General features: G+C 32.6%; 13 protein-coding genes and 1 other annotated feature. All 13 genes read right to left on the bottom strand.

All coding sequences use genetic code 11. The annotated features are described in order from the left end of the window. Positions 1-106 precede the first annotated feature (106 nt). Positions 107-2,173 carry an elongation factor G gene (fusA, locus tag KGF39_RS16925; protein WP_003436178.1) on the bottom strand — a complete coding sequence of 689 codons (2,067 nt, stop codon included), beginning with the start codon at positions 2,171-2,173 and terminating at the stop codon, positions 107-109. 48 nt (positions 2,174-2,221) lie between these two features. Further along, on the bottom strand, positions 2,222-2,692 hold the full coding sequence (gene rpsG, locus KGF39_RS16930; RefSeq protein ID WP_054274278.1) for a 30S ribosomal protein S7: 471 nt from the start codon (positions 2,690-2,692) through the stop codon (positions 2,222-2,224). A 122-nt stretch (positions 2,693-2,814) separates the two neighbouring features. Then, positions 2,815-3,237, bottom strand: coding sequence for a 30S ribosomal protein S12 (gene rpsL / locus KGF39_RS16935; protein WP_227823193.1), 423 nt, complete (start codon positions 3,235-3,237; stop codon positions 2,815-2,817). A 288-nt stretch (positions 3,238-3,525) separates the two neighbouring features. Then, positions 3,526-7,011, bottom strand: coding sequence for a DNA-directed RNA polymerase subunit beta' (rpoC, locus tag KGF39_RS16940; protein ID WP_227823194.1), 3,486 nt, complete (start codon positions 7,009-7,011; stop codon positions 3,526-3,528). Positions 7,012-7,052: 41 nt separating this feature from the next. Continuing rightward, positions 7,053-10,769, bottom strand: a complete 3,717-nt coding sequence (locus tag KGF39_RS16945; RefSeq protein WP_107595223.1) for a DNA-directed RNA polymerase subunit beta — start codon at positions 10,767-10,769, stop codon at positions 7,053-7,055. 461 nt (positions 10,770-11,230) lie between these two features. Then, the gene (locus KGF39_RS16950; RefSeq protein WP_227823195.1) at positions 11,231-12,019 is read right to left on the bottom strand and encodes an SDR family oxidoreductase; all 789 of its coding nucleotides are present in this window, start codon (positions 12,017-12,019) and stop codon (positions 11,231-11,233) included. 387 nt (positions 12,020-12,406) lie between these two features. Continuing rightward, entirely contained in the window at positions 12,407-12,772 is a 366-nt protein-coding gene (gene rplL, locus KGF39_RS16955; RefSeq protein ID WP_021382505.1) for a 50S ribosomal protein L7/L12, read from the bottom strand. Positions 12,773-12,829: 57 nt separating this feature from the next. After that, positions 12,830-13,336, bottom strand: coding sequence for a 50S ribosomal protein L10 (gene rplJ, locus KGF39_RS16960; protein WP_107595221.1), 507 nt, complete (start codon positions 13,334-13,336; stop codon positions 12,830-12,832). A 42-nt stretch (positions 13,337-13,378) separates the two neighbouring features. Continuing rightward, positions 13,379-13,507, bottom strand: a sequence feature (ribosomal protein L10 leader region). Between the two features lie 51 nt (positions 13,508-13,558). Further along, on the bottom strand, positions 13,559-14,257 hold the full coding sequence (rplA, locus tag KGF39_RS16965; RefSeq protein WP_003421188.1) for a 50S ribosomal protein L1: 699 nt from the start codon (positions 14,255-14,257) through the stop codon (positions 13,559-13,561). A 70-nt stretch (positions 14,258-14,327) separates the two neighbouring features. Beyond that, positions 14,328-14,753: a 50S ribosomal protein L11 gene (rplK, locus tag KGF39_RS16970; protein ID WP_003421189.1), complete on the bottom strand. Its 426-nt coding sequence runs from the start codon at positions 14,751-14,753 to the stop codon at positions 14,328-14,330. Between the two features lie 38 nt (positions 14,754-14,791). Further along, on the bottom strand, positions 14,792-15,334 hold the full coding sequence (gene nusG / locus KGF39_RS16975; RefSeq protein ID WP_054274272.1) for a transcription termination/antitermination protein NusG: 543 nt from the start codon (positions 15,332-15,334) through the stop codon (positions 14,792-14,794). Positions 15,335-15,353: 19 nt separating this feature from the next. Further along, on the bottom strand, positions 15,354-15,575 hold the full coding sequence (secE, locus tag KGF39_RS16980; protein WP_003429494.1) for a preprotein translocase subunit SecE: 222 nt from the start codon (positions 15,573-15,575) through the stop codon (positions 15,354-15,356). Positions 15,576-15,600: 25 nt separating this feature from the next. Then, a complete protein-coding gene (gene rpmG / locus KGF39_RS16985; RefSeq protein WP_003421192.1) occupies positions 15,601-15,750 on the bottom strand; it encodes a 50S ribosomal protein L33 in 150 nt (49 codons plus the stop codon). Between the last annotated feature and the right edge of the window lie 283 nt (positions 15,751-16,033).

Raw genomic sequence — 16,033 nt, forward strand, 5'->3', positions numbered from 1 at the left:
ATTTAGCTTTAGCCATTTTGAATTTCCTCCCTTTATCTTGTACGAGATGAGATATATCTCATCTCGCTGATTATTTTTTATATTTATATTATTAATTATTTTTAAATTATTTTCCTTCAGCTATTTTCTTAGCAACTGAAGCTGGAACTTGCTCATAGTGATCGAATATCATAGTATAAGTTGCACGACCTTGAGTTGAAGATCTTAGGTCTGTTGAGTATCCAAACATTTCTGAAAGTGGAACGAATGCATTTATAACTTGTGCACCACTTCTAGCTTCCATACCTTGGATTAATCCTCTTCTTGAGTTCAAGTCACCCATAACATCTCCCATGTAATCTTCTGGAGTAACAACTTCAACTTTAAAGTAAGGCTCTAAAAGAACTGCATTACCTTTCTTCATAGCATCTTTAAATGCCATTGAACCAGCCATCTTGAACGCCATCTCAGAAGAGTCAACTTCATGGTAAGAACCATCATATAACTCAACAGCAACGTCTACAACTGGATATCCAGCAACTATACCAGATTGCATAGCTCCTTGTATACCCATATCAACTGGACCAACATATTCTTTTGGTACAGATCCACCAACAGTTTTGTTTGTGAACTTATATCCTTCACCTGGCTCTTGAGGAGCAACTCTAATCTTAACGTGACCGTATTGTCCTCTACCACCTGATTGTTTAGAGTACTTGTATTCAACATCAACTGGTTGAGTTATAGTTTCTCTATATGCAACTTGTGGTGCACCAACTTTAGCTTCTACTTTAAATTCTCTCAATAATCTATCTACTATTATCTCTAAGTGTAACTCACCCATACCAGATATTATAGTTTGTCCTGTTTCTTGGTCAGTCTTAACTGTGAAAGTTGGGTCTTCTTCAGCTAGTTTTTGAAGAGCTATACCCATTTTTTCTTGAGCTGCTTTAGAGCTTGGCTCTATAGCAACAGATATAACTGGCTCTGGGAATTCCATAGATTCAAGTATTATTGGATTAGCAGGATCACATAATGTATCTCCAGTAGTAGTATCTTTTAATCCTACTGCTGCTGCTATATCTCCAGCATAAACTTTAGTTATTTCTTCTCTTGTATTGGCATGCATTTGTAATATACGACCAATTCTTTCTCTCTTATTCTTAGTTGCATTTAAAACATAAGAACCAGATTCTAATGTTCCAGAGTAAACTCTGAAGAACGCTAATTTTCCAACGAATGGGTCAGTCATTATTTTGAATGCTAATGCAGAGAATGGTTCTTCATCAGAAGAATGTCTTTCAGCTTCTTCTCCATCTGCTAATATACCTTTTATAGCTGGTATATCAGTTGGTGCTGGTAAGTAATCTAAAACTGCATCTATTACTAATTGAACACCTTTATTTCTATAAGCTGTACCACAGAAAACTGGGTTCATTTCACAAGCTATAGTAGCTTTTCTTATAGCAACTTTTAATTCATCTATAGTAAGTTCTTCACCTTCAAGGTATTTCATCATTAATTCTTCATCAGTTTCAGCTACTGATTCAACTAATTTTTCTCTCCATTCAGCAGCTAATTCTTTCATATCTTCTGGTATGTCTGTTTCTTCCATTTCAACACCTAAGTCGTCTTTGTATATAACAGCATCCATTTTTAATAAGTCTATTATACCTATAAATGAATCTTCTTTACCTATTGGTAATTGCATAGGAACTGCATTAGAATTTAATCTAGATTTCATCATGCTTACAACATTGTAGAAATCTGCACCTAATATATCCATTTTGTTTACAAAAGCTATTCTAGGTACTCCATAAGTTTCAGCTTGTCTCCATACATTCTCTGATTGAGGCTCAACCCCACCTTTTGCACAGAATACAGCAACTGAACCGTCAAGAACTCTTAAAGATCTTTCAACTTCAACTGTGAAGTCCACGTGTCCAGGAGTATCTATTATATTTATTCTATGGTCTTTCCATGAAGCAGTTGTAGCGGCAGAAGTTATTGTTATACCTCTTTCCTTTTCTTGCTCCATCCAGTCCATTTGAGAAGCTCCTTCATGAGTTTCTCCTATTTTATGAGTTTGCCCAGTATAAAACAAGATTCTTTCTGTAGTAGTAGTTTTTCCTGCATCTATATGAGCCATGATTCCTATATTCCTAGTTCTTTCCAAAGGAAACTTTCTAGCCATGGTTATCCTCCTTATGATATCCTCAATTTTATAAGATATCTATATATCCTACCATCTGTAATGAGCAAATGCTTTATTAGCTTCTGCCATTTTATGAGTATCTTCTTTTTTCTTAACTGAAGCTCCAGTGTTGTTAGCTGCATCCATTATTTCTTTAGCTAGCTTTTCAACCATTCCTTTTTCTCCACGAGCTCTAGTGTATTTCACTAGCCATCTTAAGCCTAATGTTTGTCTTCTTTCAGGTCTAACTTCGATTGGCACTTGGTAGTTTGCTCCACCAACTCTTCTTGCTTTTACTTCCAAAACAGGCATTATATTATCCATTGCTTTATTAAATACTTCTAAAGCTTCTTCTCCTGTTTTTTCAGCCACAATTGCGAAAGCATCATAAACTATTCTTTGAGACTTTCCTTTTTTTCCGTCTACCATTAAATTATTTATTAATTTAGTAACTACCTTACTCCCATACATAGGATCTGGTAAAACTTCTCTTTTTGGAACATTACCTTTTCTTGGCATTTCGCTTCCCTCCTTAATTATTTAACTTAAATCATAGGTACTCGACATAAATCATTTAATGCCGTGATGCCGTAAATATATATATATTTAAAGCACCGAACTATAATCAATCATTAATTGTTTTATTTTTTAGCTTCTTTAGGTCTCTTAGCACCGTATTTAGATCTTGATTGTCTTCTCTTATCAACACCTGCTGTATCTAGAGTACCTCTTAGTATATGGTATCTAACCCCTGGAAGGTCTTTTACTCTTCCGCCTCTTATAAGAACAACACTATGCTCTTGTAAGTTGTGTCCTTCTCCTGGTATATACGCAGAAACTTCTATACCATTAGTTAATCTAACTCTGGCAACTTTTCTTAAAGCTGAGTTAGGTTTCTTAGGAGTAACTGTTTTTACTGAAGTACAAACCCCTCTTTTTTGTGGGGCACTAGCGTCAGTTACTTTCTTATTTAAAGAGTTGTAACCTTTTTGTAATGCTGGAGCAGTAGATTTCTTCTCTATCGCTTTTCTACTTTTACGAACTAATTGGTTAATTGTTGGCATCATCTGCACCTCCTTCCAAATTTTCGATCTTATCAGTGACCGCCAACTACATCAATATGAATATTCATACTGACTGATTGTAACATTTGTTACTTACAATTTAATGTCTATAACACATAAGTATGTGATATTAGCATTTTTCTAGCTTGATGCTTTTTAGTTCTTATTTATTGCCATCTAAAAGTAACTAAGAGCTTATTCAAGCCCTTAGTGTACTTTTAAACAACACACTTTACTATTTTAACACCACAAATAATGGTTGTCAAGATTTCTTTACTCTATCTGCTATTAATCTTCAATTTTTTCAACAGCTATATTTCTATATTTCTTCATTCCTGTTCCTGCTGGTATTAACTTACCTAATATAACATTTTCTTTAAGTCCTATTAGGTGGTCTTCTTTACCTTTTATTGCTGCCTCAGTTAATACTCTTGTCGTCTCCTGGAACGAAGCTGCTGATAAGAATGAATCAGTTGCAAGAGATGCTTTAGTTATACCAAGTAAAACTCTTTTAGCAACTGCTGGTCTTAAACCTTTAGATATAGCATCTTTATTACATTCATTGAATGTTAATACATCTTCATATCCACCTGGTAATAAATCTGTATCTCCTGGGTCTTCAACTTTAACTTTAGATAGCATTTGTCTTACTATAACTTCTATATGCTTATCATTAACATCAACCCCTTGAAGCCTATACACTCTTTGAACTTCTTTAACTATATATTCCTGTACTCCCTTAACACCATTTACTCTTACTATATCATGAGGATTTATAAACCCTTGTGTTAAAGGGTCTCCAGCTTCTAACATTTGACCTTGCTTAACTTTTATTCTAGAACCATATGGTATCACATATGTTTGAGTTTCGCCTTCTTCTGGTATTACATTTACTTCTTTTCTCTTTCCAGTTTCGTCTATTTCAACTCTACCAGACACTTCAGTTATTACAGCTAATCCTTTTGGTTTTCTAGCCTCAAATAATTCTTCAACCCTTGGAAGACCTTGAGTTATATCGGCTCCTGCAACTCCTCCAGTATGGAATGTACGCATTGTAAGCTGAGTACCCGGCTCACCAATAGATTGAGCTGCTATTATACCAACTGCTTCACCTATATTAACTTCTTTTCCTGTAGCTAAGTTTCTACCATAGCACTTAGAACAAACTCCATGATTAGTTTTACAGTTAAGAACTGTTCTTATCCTAATTTTTTCAATTCCTAAAGCTACTATAGTTTCTGCTTCTTCTTCTTGTATCATAGCATCAGCTTCAACTATAACCTCACCAGTTTCAGGATTTAATATAGGGTCTATAGTATATCTTCCTACAATTCTATCATATATTTCTTCTATAACTTCATTTCCTTCTTTTATAGCATAAATTTCTGTAGTATCTTCTGTTCCACAATCTATTTCTCTTACAATAACATCTTGACTTACATCAACAAGTCTTCTTGTTAAGTATCCAGATTCAGCTGTACGTATAGCTGTATCGGCAAGACCTTTTCTGGCACCATGTGAAGATGTAAAGTATTCTAGTACTGATAAACCTTCACGGAAATTAGATTTAACTGGTATCTCAACTGTCTTACCAGATGCATTGGCCATAAGACCACGCATACCTGCTAACTGTCTAATTTGGTTTTTAGAACCTCTGGCTCCTGAATGTGCCATTATATATATATTATTTAATCTGTCTAGTCCACCCATAAGAGCATCAGTAACTTTATCAGTTGTTTCTGTCCATGTCTCTATAACTTTTTCATATCTCTCTTCATCAGATATTAGACCTCTTCTGTATGCTTTTTCATATTTATCAACTTTTGCTTCTGCCTCAGCTATAAATACTTTCTTTTCTTCTGGTACACTCATATCATCGACAGCAACTGTTATACCACCTAATGTAGAATACTTAAACCCTAGAGCTTTTATATAATCTAGTAATTCAGCTGTTTCTGTATTACCATGTTTTCTAAAGCATTTATCTATTATTTTACCAAGAGACTTTTTATCTGCTAAGAAATCAACTTCTAGTGCAAATGGGTTTTCTTTTCTATCTACAAAACCTAAATCTTGAGGTATACTTTCATTAAATATAAATCTACCAACAGTACTTTCAACTAATGAATTTCTTCCATCTTCAAGTGTTACCTTCAATTTTACTAAAGCATGTAGATGAACTGACTTATTGTAATAAGCAAGTAATAATTCATTAAAGTCTTTAAATACCATACCTGTTCCTTTGGCTCCATCTTGTGCTTCTATTGTTAGATAATAACAACCTAAAACCATATCCTGAGATGGAGTAGTTATAGGTGAACCATCTTTAGGAGCAAGTATATTATTTACAGAAAGCATTAAGAATCTTGCTTCTGCTTGTGCTTCTACTGATAAAGGTACATGAACCGCCATTTGGTCACCATCGAAGTCTGCATTGTAAGCTGTACATACAAGAGGATGTAGTTTTATAGCTTTACCTTCAACTAAGATTGGTTCAAATGCTTGTATACCTAATCTATGTAGAGTCGGTGCACGGTTAAGAAGAACTGGATGACTTTTTATAACATCCTCTAAAACATCCCAAACTTCTGGTTTAACTTTTTCTACTATAGATTTAGCACTTTTTATATTATGTGCATATCCTTCTTTAACTAACTTATCCATAACAAATGGCTTAAATAATTCTAATGCCATTTTCTTTGGAAGTCCACATTGATAGAATTTAAGTTCTGGTCCAACAACTATAACAGAACGTCCTGAGTAGTCAACACGCTTACCAAGTAAGTTTTGACGGAAACGACCTTGTTTACCTTTTAGCATATCTGATAGAGATTTAAGTGGTCTATTTCCAGGCCCTGTTACAGGTCTACCTCTTCTACCATTATCTATTAATGCATCAACAGCTTCTTGAAGCATTCTTTTTTCATTTCTTACAATTATATCTGGAGCTCCAAGCTCTAATAATCTTTTAAGTCTATTATTTCTATTTATTACTCTTCTATATAAGTCATTTAGGTCTGAAGTTGCAAATCTTCCACCATCAAGTTGTACCATTGGTCTTAAATCTGGTGGTATTACTGGTATTGCATCTAAAATCATCCATTCTGGTTTATTTCCAGACTTTTTAAATGCCTCTACAACTTCTAATCTTCTTATTGTTCTAACTTTCTTTTGTCCTGTACTATCTTTTAACTCCGCTCTTAGGTCCTTACTTTGTTGCTCTAAATCTATATTTTGTAGTAATGTCTTTACAGCTTCAGCACCCATTCCTACAGTAAAAGTATATCCATACTTTTCAAGAGCAGTTCTGTATTCTTTTTCTGTAAGTAATTGTTTTTCATTCAATCCAGTTTCACCTGGGTCAACTACTACATATGAAGCAAAGTATAATATTTTTTCTAATGATCTTGGTGACATATCAAGTAAAAGTCCCATTCTACTTGGTATACCTTTGAAATACCAGATGTGAGACATAGGAGCAGCTAGCTCTATATGTCCCATTCTCTCTCTTCTTACTTTTGATTTAGTTACTTCTACTCCACATCTATCACAAACTACACCTTTATATCTAACTCTTCTATATTTACCACAATGGCACTCCCAGTCTTTTTGTGGTCCAAATATTCTTTCACAGAAAAGACCATCTTTCTCTGGTTTTAAAGTACGGTAATTTATAGTTTCTGGCTTTTTAACTTCTCCTCTAGACCATTGTCTTATTTTTTCTGGAGAAGCCAATGCTATTTTTATCGACTCGAAATTGTTTAATTCAAACAAGGAGTTCTCTCCCTTCTATTTGAGATTTACATTAATTAAATTTAAATATCAAAGTCATCACCATCAAAATCTATTTCTTCTTCAAATAAATCCTCTTCAGTGAATTCTTCTAAATTCTCTATATCCTCATCTTCTGTGTTTTCTACAAAATCATCTTCAATTTCTTCTATTATATTACTTTCTTCAACTTCTCCCATGTGATTTACAACATCTAGCTCAAATTCACCTATTGTATCATCTTCATCCACAGATTCTCTTACTTCTATTTCTTGGTCTTCATCTGTTAATACTTTTACATCTAAGCATAAACTTTGAAGTTCTTTTATAAGAACCTTAAATGATTCTGGGATTCCTGGCTCAGGTATGTTTTCACCTTTAACTATAGCTTCATAAGTTCTAACACGACCTACAACATCATCAGACTTAACAGTAAGTATTTCTTGAAGTATATGAGCAGCTCCATATGCCTCTAGAGCCCAAACCTCCATCTCTCCAAATCTTTGTCCACCAAATTGAGCTTTACCACCTAGTGGCTGTTGAGTAACTAATGAGTATGGTCCAGTACTTCTTGCATGTAGTTTTTCATCTACTAAGTGATGTAGTTTTAAGTAATACATATATCCAACAGTTATTCTGTTATCAAAAGTCTCACCTGTTCTACCATCATATAGAGTCAATTTACCATCTCTAGGATACCCAGCTTCCTCAAGAGCATCCATTATGTCATACTCATTAGCACCATCGAATACTGATGTTGCTACATACCATCCCAATGTCTTAGCAGCAAGTCCTAAATGAACCTCTAGAACCTGACCGATGTTCATACGTGATGGTATACCTTGTGGGTTAAGTATGATATCTAAAGGAGTTCCATTTTCCATGAATGGCATATCTTCTTCTGGTAATACTCTTGAGATAACCCCTTTATTACCATGACGACCAGCCATTTTATCTCCAACTTTTATTTTTCTCTTTTTAGCTATATAACATCTTACTAACTCATTTACACCTGGAGATAAGTCATCTCCATTTTCTCTAGTAAATACTTTTACATCAACTATTATACCAGATTCACCATGAGGTACTTTAAGTGAAGTATCTCTAACTTCTCTAGCCTTTTCTCCAAATATTGCACGAAGTAATCTTTCCTCAGCAGTAAGTTCAGTTTCTCCTTTTGGAGTTACTTTACCAACTAGTATATCCCCTGAGTCCACTTCAGCACCTATTCTTATTATACCTCTGTCATCTAAGTTCTTGATTGCACTATCTCCAACATTAGGTATATCTCTAGTTATTTCCTCTGGTCCTAGTTTTGTATCTCTAGCTTCACATTCATATTCTTCTATATGAATTGTTGATAATCTATCTTCTTTAACTAATCTTTCATTTATTAGTATAGCATCCTCGTAGTTATAACCTTCCCAAGTCATGAATGCTATAAGGCAGTTTCTTCCAAGTGCAACTTCTCCTAAATCAGTTGCTGGACCATCTGCTATAACATCACCTTTCATTATCTGGTCACCTTTATTTATTATAGGTGTTTGATTTATACAAGTACCTGAGTTTGAACGTTTAAACTTAAGTAGATTATATCTATCTCTATTTCCATCTTCTCTTTTTATGATTATTTCATCTGCTGTTACTCTTTCTGCTATACCAGAATTTCTAGCAACAACAACTGCTCCAGAGTCTTTTGCAGCTCTGTATTCTATACCAGTTCCTATGATTGGTGCTTCTCTTCTAACTAGAGGCACTGCCTGACGTTGCATGTTCGCTCCCATAAGGGCACGGTTGGCATCATCATTTTCTAGGAAAGGTATCATAGCAGTGGCAACAGATACAACCTGCTTAGGAGATATATCCATATAATCTACTCTGCTTTCAGGAACCATTTCAACAGCACCATTTACAGTTCTACAAACAACTCTATGGTTTACGAATTTACCATCTTCTGTTAATGGCTCATTTGCCTGAGCTCTTACGAATAAATCTTCTTCGTCAGCAGTTAAATAATGTATCTCATCAGTAACTGTTGATGTTTCTTTGTCAAATTTTCTATATGGTGATTCTATAAATCCGAATTCATTTATCTTTGCATAAGTTCCTAAAGAGTTTATAAGACCGATATTTGGTCCTTCTGGAGTCTCTATTGGACACATTCTACCATAATGTGAATGGTGAACGTCACGCACTTCGAATCCAGCTCTTTCTCTTGAAAGACCTCCAGGCCCAAGGGCTGATAATCTTCTCTTATGTGTTAACTCAGATAGTGGATTTGTTTGATCCATGAACTGAGATAACTGAGAACTACCAAAGAATTCTTTTATTGCAGCTGAAACTGGTCTTATGTTAACTAACGCTTGAGGCGTTATAGCTTCCATATCTTGAACTGTCATTCTCTCTTTTATGACTCTTTCCATTCTTGAAAGACCAATTCTAACTTGATTTTGTAATAATTCACCTACAGATCTTATTCTTCTGTTTCCTAGGTGATCTATATCATCAATATTTCCTATATTATAGAATATATTGAACTCATAACTTATTGAAGCTATTATATCATCTAATAATATATGTTTTGGTATAAGTTCTTTAATTCTTGATTTTATAGCCTCTTTTATTTCTTCTTCATCACTATATCCATCTAAAATTTCTTTTAAAGTTGGATAATGTACTTTTTCTTTTATGTTTAAATCATCTATGTCAAAATCAATGTGAGACTTAATATCTACAAAATTATTCCCTATAACTCTAACTTTCTTATCATCATCCATTAATAGATTTACTACGTTTATACCTGCATTTTGTATGTCTTTAGCCAACTCATAACTTATTTTTTCTCCAGCTTTTACAAATACCTCACCAGTTTCTGGATTTATTATGTCTTCTGCTGAAATTTTATTCATTATTCTGTAACATAAAGCAAGTTTCTTATTAAATTTATATCTACCAACTTTTGCTAAGTCATATCTTTTTGGATCAAAGAATAAAGCATTTAGTAAAGATGATGCACTTTCTACAGTAGGAGGTTCACCTGGTCTTAATTTTTTGTATATCTCTACAAGACCTTCTTCTACGGTCTTAGTATTATCCTTTTCTAATGTAGCAGATAATCTCTCGTCTTCTCCTAAAAGGTCAATTATCTCTGCATCTGTTCCTATTCCTAAAGCTCTAAGTAAAACTGTAACTGGTTGTTTTCTTGTTCTATCAACTCTTACAGATATTACATCATTAGAATCTGTTTCATATTCTAACCATGCTCCTCTATTAGGAATTACAGTAGATGAAATCAATCTCTTACCTGTTTTATCTCTTTCTTCCGCATAGTAAACACCAGGAGATCTAACTAATTGACTTACTATAACTCTTTCTGCTCCATTTATAACGAAAGTTCCTCTTTCTGTCATTAAAGGGAAGTCACCCATAAATACTTCTTGTTCTTTTATCTCACCTGTTTCTTTATTTATAAGTCTTACCTTAACTTTTAGAGGTGCACAATATGTAGCATCTCTCTCTTTACACTCTTCTATATCGTACTTTGGTTTATCATCTAGAGAATAGTCGACAAATTCCAATATAAGATTACCAGTATAATCTTCTATTGGTGAAATATCATCAAACACTTCTTTTAAACCTTCTTTTAAAAACCACTCATAGGAATCTACTTGAATTTCTATAAGATTTGGCACATCAGCTATTTCCTTAATTTTAGAAAAGCTCATTCTAGTTCTTTTACCTATCGTGACAGGATGTGGCATTCACTTTTCACCTCTCAATAATTAAAAATAAAACAATAGTTCATTCTAACGCATCTAATAATTTTAGCATAATGTCAAGTATTTTTCAATATATTTTTTATCTTATATGTAAACTATGCATTATTTTTGATTTTTTGTAAATTATTTTAAGCATATATTATGTATTATGTACAACTTTCCAATATAAAATCCATTTTTTTCATTTATAGGTCTTATTTTCTATAGAAAATTATGTCCTAATAACATACCTATACTTAATTATAATTCCATAAGAAAATACTTGTAAACAATTAGATTTATACAAAAATCTACTAAATATACAAAATAAAGACCATAAATAAATTTAACTTGGAATTTTAAGTCTTAAACTTTTTCCAGTATAAATTATATCTATGGTCTTTATAAGATAAAATTTCTACTATAACTAATACATAAATTTTTATTACATATTAGTAATTTAATTATCTTAATATATTGTCTGCAAATTGTGGAGTAGGTAAACCAAATCCTCCTGCAACCTCAAGTAAATCTCCTGTTATAAATGATGAATCATCACTAGCATAGAATAAAACTGCTTTTGCTATATCATCTGGTTTTCCTATACGATTTAAAGGAACATGTTTTAGAAATTCTTTTATGAATTCTGGAGACATATTATCTAATGCAGCCTTAGTTGCAATAAGACCTGGAAGTACAGCATTACATCTAACATTATCTTTTGCATATTGTGTTGCTATGTTTTGAGTTAATGAATTAATTGCTGATTTTGACACACAGTAAGCTATTCTAGATAAATCAGGCAACACTGAACCTATACTCGATATATTTATTATACTTCCCTTTCCGTTCTTTATCATATGAGGAATTGCTGCTTTACATGGTAAGTATACACTCTTCAAATTAGTATTTACTGTGTCAAAAAAATTATCTGTATCACCAGTCAAAAGGTCTCTATCAAGAGAAGGGTTTGTTGAACCAAAATTGTTTACAAGTATATCTATCTTACCTTCTTTTTTAACTACCTCTTCTATCATTGAAGTAAAAGTTTCTTCTTCACGAGCATTAAAGTATACAAACTTAGCACAGCCACCTTCTGTACTTATTTTATTTATAACTTCATTAGCCAGTTCTTTTGAACGAGCTGCTAAATATACAATTGCTCCGTTTTTTGCTAATATCTCTGCTGATGCTAATCCAATACCTTTTGTTGCTGCAGTAACTACTGCAATTTTTCCCTGTAATTTTTCCATTATTAATTCCTCCTTAAATATGTCCTTTAAAGTCTACAAATTTCGATTTTTCTAAATATCTAACTTATTTTAAAATTTATATTTGTTAATTAATTATTTATTACATTTTATTTTTAAAATACTCATGTAATTTTTTAAAATAATATGTAATTTTTTACAGTTTCACTTAATTATATACCTTATATACATACATTACAATAATTGTTTATATTTTAATTTAATAATAATATTAAATTAAAATATCATTACATACTATATGATACCCTTAATTTAATACTATTATAGAAATTTTTTTATTTTATAAAAATATTTTCTTTATAACTCTAGATGTACTCTATAATTTGTTATAAATAAAAAAGATACCCAATGGGTATCTTTTTAAAGAAACTACTTAACTTCTACTTTAGCTCCAGCAGCTTCTAATTTTTCTTTTATTTGATCAGCTTCTTCTTTAGAAGCTCCTTCTTTAACTGTCTTAGGAGCATTGTCAACTACTTCTTTAGCTTCTTTTAATCCTAATCCTGTTATTTCTCTAACTGCTTTTATAACTCCAACTTTTGAAGAACCAACTTCAGCTAATACTACATCAAATTCAGTTTTTTCTTCAGCAGCTGGTCCACCAGCAGCTGCACCAGCTACCATTACTGGAGCTGAAGCTGATACACCGAATTTTTCTTCAGCAGCTTTAACTAATTCATTTAATTCTAAAACTTTCATATTTTCTATAGCTTCTAATATTTGTTCTATTGTCATTTTTAGCACCTCCGAATTTTATTTCAAATTAATATTTATAATTTTTTAGTTAAGCAATTAAGCTTCTTCTTGACCTTCTGCCTTTTTCGCTATTGCATCTATTAAATATGCGAAGTTTGATACTGGAGCTTTTAAGCTACCAAGTAATTTAGCGATAAGAACTTCTCTTGATGGTATGTTAGCCATTTCAACAATTTTAGATTCATCATAGAATGTACCTTCCACAATACCCATCTTTAATTTCATTTTTGGATGAGAATCCATGAATCCTTTTAATATTCTAGCTGGAGCAACTGGATCATCATATCCAAATGCTATAGCATTAGTTCCAACTAATAATTCATCATTGAATTGCTCTATACCAACTTCTTTAGCTGCTCTTCTAACCAAAGTATTTTTGTATACTTTGTAATCTACACCAGCTTCTCTCATTTGTTTTCTTAACTCAGTTACTTCTTCAACTGTTAATCCTTTGTAATCTACAACAACAGCAGCAGAAGATTTTTGTAACTTTTCAACTATCTCAGAAACAACTTCTGATTTAATTTCTATAGCTTTTCTCATATAGATGTGCACCTCCTTCACCAAATAGGCTTAGTATTTACCGCAACATTATAAAAAGCTTTTGTTGCCAAAAGTAGACATCAAAAGCTTTAGTAATATCAATTTATCTAAAACCTCGGTGGGATATTAAGCTTTCGCACCCACTATCTACGGCAAATCTATTCTTTTTTACATTGACAAATGATATGATAACATTTTTGTCAACCTGTGTCAACAGTTTTATTATTCAGCTGTTCTTGCTGGGTTTATTTTAACTCCAGGTCCCATTGAAGAAGCTACTGTTATACTTCTTAAATATTGCCCTTTAGCAGCAGCTGGCTTAGCTTTTATTATAGCATCCATTAATGCAGTAAAGTTTTCAGTTAATTTTTCTCCACCAAATGATACTTTTCCTACTGGAACGTGTATTATGTTAGTTTTGTCTAATCTATATTCAACTTTACCAGCTTTTATTTCATCTATAGCTTTAGCTACATCAAATGTAACTGTTCCTGATTTAGGGTTTGGCATTAAACCTTTAGGTCCTAATACTCTACCTAATCTACCTACTACACCCATCATGTCTGGAGTAGCAACTACTATATCAAAGTCAAACCAGTTCTCACCTTGTATTTTTTGAACTAATTCTTCAGCTCCTACAAAGTCAGCACCAGCTTGTTCAGCTTCTTTAGCTTTTTCACCTTTAGCAAAAACTAAAACTCTTTTAGTTTTACCAGTTCCATGAGGTAACACAACTGCACCTCTTACTTGTTGGTCAGCATGTCTTGAGTCAACACCTAATTTAATATGTGCTTCTACTGTCTCATCAAATTTAGCTCCAGCTATATCTGAAACTAATGTTAACGCTTCTGATGCATCATAGAATTTAGTTCTATCTACTTTTTGTAATGCACCTGCATATCTTTTACCTTTTTTAGCCATTTTATTTTCCTCCTCGTGGTTAATTTCGGCTTTTCGCCTCCCACTTTATAAAAAAAAGTGTATCTTTTAATTAGTCTTCTATTACAACACCCATGCTTCTAGCAGTACCAGCTATCATACTCATAGCAGCTTCTACTGATGCAGCATTTAAGTCAGGCATTTTTAATTCAGCTATTTCTCTTACTTGAGCTGAAGTCATTTTAGCAACTTTCTTTTTGTTTGGTTCTCCAGAACCTGATTTTAAGTTTAATGCTTTTTTAATTAAAACTGCAGCTGGTGGAGTTTTTGTTATGAAACTGAATGATCTATCTTGATATACAGTTATAACAACTGGTATTATCATTCCAGCTTGATCTGCAGTTTTAGCATTAAATTCTTTTGTGAATCCCATTATATTAACACCATGTTGTCCTAATGCTGGTCCAACTGGTGGCGCTGGAGTAGCCTTTCCTGCAGGTATTTGTAATTTTATTTGACCTATAACTTTTTTAGCCATTTTGAGCGCACCTCCTCAGATTTTTCTATAAAATAGTATTAGATTTTTTCTATACCTTCAAGCTCTATTACAAATAGAGTCCTTTTACCAAATGCATTTATGCATACTTTGACTTCTCTATTTTCTAAGTCAATTTCTTCTATGTTTCCTATTTGTCCACTAAATGGTCCTTGGGATACTTTTACTGTATCTCCTATTTCAAAATCAATATCACCATTTACTACTTTAGGGTCTTCTGTATCTATCCCCATAGCTTTGACTTCATCTTCACTTAATGGCACTGGTTTTGAACCAGGTCCAACGAAACCTGTAACTCCCTTAGTATTTCTTACTACATACCAAGATTCATCAGTTATTATCATTTTAACCAAGACATAACTTGGATAAACTTTACGTTGTCTAGTTTTTTCTTTTCCAGTTTTAGTAGTTTCCACTACTTCTTCTGTTGGAACAACTACTTGTCTTATGCAGTTTTCCATACCTCTTGTTTTAACTGCTTTCTCAATTGTAGCTTTAACTTTATTTTCATGTCCTGAATAGGTATGAACTACATACCAACTTGCTTCTTGTAATTCTGACATTTAACTTACCTCTTTTCGTCTATTTTAGTAATAACGCTAGTGCACCAGATAATATAGTGTCTATGCCCCATACTAATATAGTGCATGAAATAACTACAGTTAAAACTATACTTGTGTTTTTAAACAGTTCCTTTTTTGTCGGCCATGTAACTCTTTTTAATTCTTGTTTAGTTTCTTTTAAGTATCCAAATAAACTAAACCTTTTTTTAGTTTTTGCACCGTCATTTTTTTGGGCAGCCATTCCATACTCACATCCTTATAAAAAACTATTTTGTTTCTTTATGAGTTGTATGCTTTTTACAGAATCTACAATATTTTTGTAATTCTATTCTGTCTGGATTATTTTTCTTATTCTTAGTAGTGTTGTAGTTTCTTTGCTTACACTCTGTACATGCTAAAGTTACTTTAACTCTCATCTGATACACCTCCAACTTTGTAATACAATAATATATATTGCTAATATATGTGAATATAATATCTTTAAAATATGTATTTATTAAAAATCTACAGTATTCAAGATATTATTAACTTCCTATAATCATTACCTTGTATAAGTTATCACAAAATCCTATGCTGTGTCAATGTTTTTGTATTTCTATGTTAAAAAAAGAGGAGCCTAACCCCTCTTTTTGTTATTCTTTTTAATCCATCAGTTTAGTAATAAGAATTACTCTATTATTGTAGCAACAACTCCTGAAG

The organism is Clostridioides sp. ZZV14-6345, from assembly GCF_020657775.1.
Taxonomy (GTDB): Bacteria; Bacillota; Clostridia; order Peptostreptococcales; family Peptostreptococcaceae; genus Clostridioides; species Clostridioides difficile_D.

Excerpts from the sequence above, each read along its gene's own strand:
- secE (WP_003429494.1), bottom strand. The coding sequence starts at position 15,575 with ATGGCTGCCCAAAAAAATGACGGTGCAAAAACTAAAAAAAGGTTTAGT.
- rplA (WP_003421188.1), bottom strand. The coding sequence starts at position 14,257 with ATGGCTAAAAAAGGTAAAAGATATGCAGGTGCATTACAAAAAGTAGAT.
- rplJ (WP_107595221.1), bottom strand. The coding sequence starts at position 13,336 with ATGAGAAAAGCTATAGAAATTAAATCAGAAGTTGTTTCTGAGATAGTT.
- KGF39_RS16945 (WP_107595223.1), bottom strand. The coding sequence starts at position 10,769 with ATGCCACATCCTGTCACGATAGGTAAAAGAACTAGAATGAGCTTTTCT.
- rplK (WP_003421189.1), bottom strand. The coding sequence starts at position 14,753 with ATGGCTAAAAAAGTTATAGGTCAAATAAAATTACAAATACCTGCAGGA.
- KGF39_RS16950 (WP_227823195.1), bottom strand. The coding sequence starts at position 12,019 with ATGGAAAAATTACAGGGAAAAATTGCAGTAGTTACTGCAGCAACAAAA.
- fusA (WP_003436178.1), bottom strand. The coding sequence starts at position 2,173 with ATGGCTAGAAAGTTTCCTTTGGAAAGAACTAGGAATATAGGAATCATG.
- rplL (WP_021382505.1), bottom strand. The coding sequence starts at position 12,772 with ATGACAATAGAACAAATATTAGAAGCTATAGAAAATATGAAAGTTTTA.
- rpsL (WP_227823193.1), bottom strand. The coding sequence starts at position 3,237 with ATGCCAACAATTAACCAATTAGTTCGTAAAAGTAGAAAAGCGATAGAG.
- rpsG (WP_054274278.1), bottom strand. The coding sequence starts at position 2,692 with ATGCCAAGAAAAGGTAATGTTCCAAAAAGAGAAGTTTTACCAGATCCT.
- rpmG (WP_003421192.1), bottom strand. The coding sequence starts at position 15,750 with ATGAGAGTTAAAGTAACTTTAGCATGTACAGAGTGTAAGCAAAGAAAC.
- nusG (WP_054274272.1), bottom strand. The coding sequence starts at position 15,334 with ATGTCAGAATTACAAGAAGCAAGTTGGTATGTAGTTCATACCTATTCA.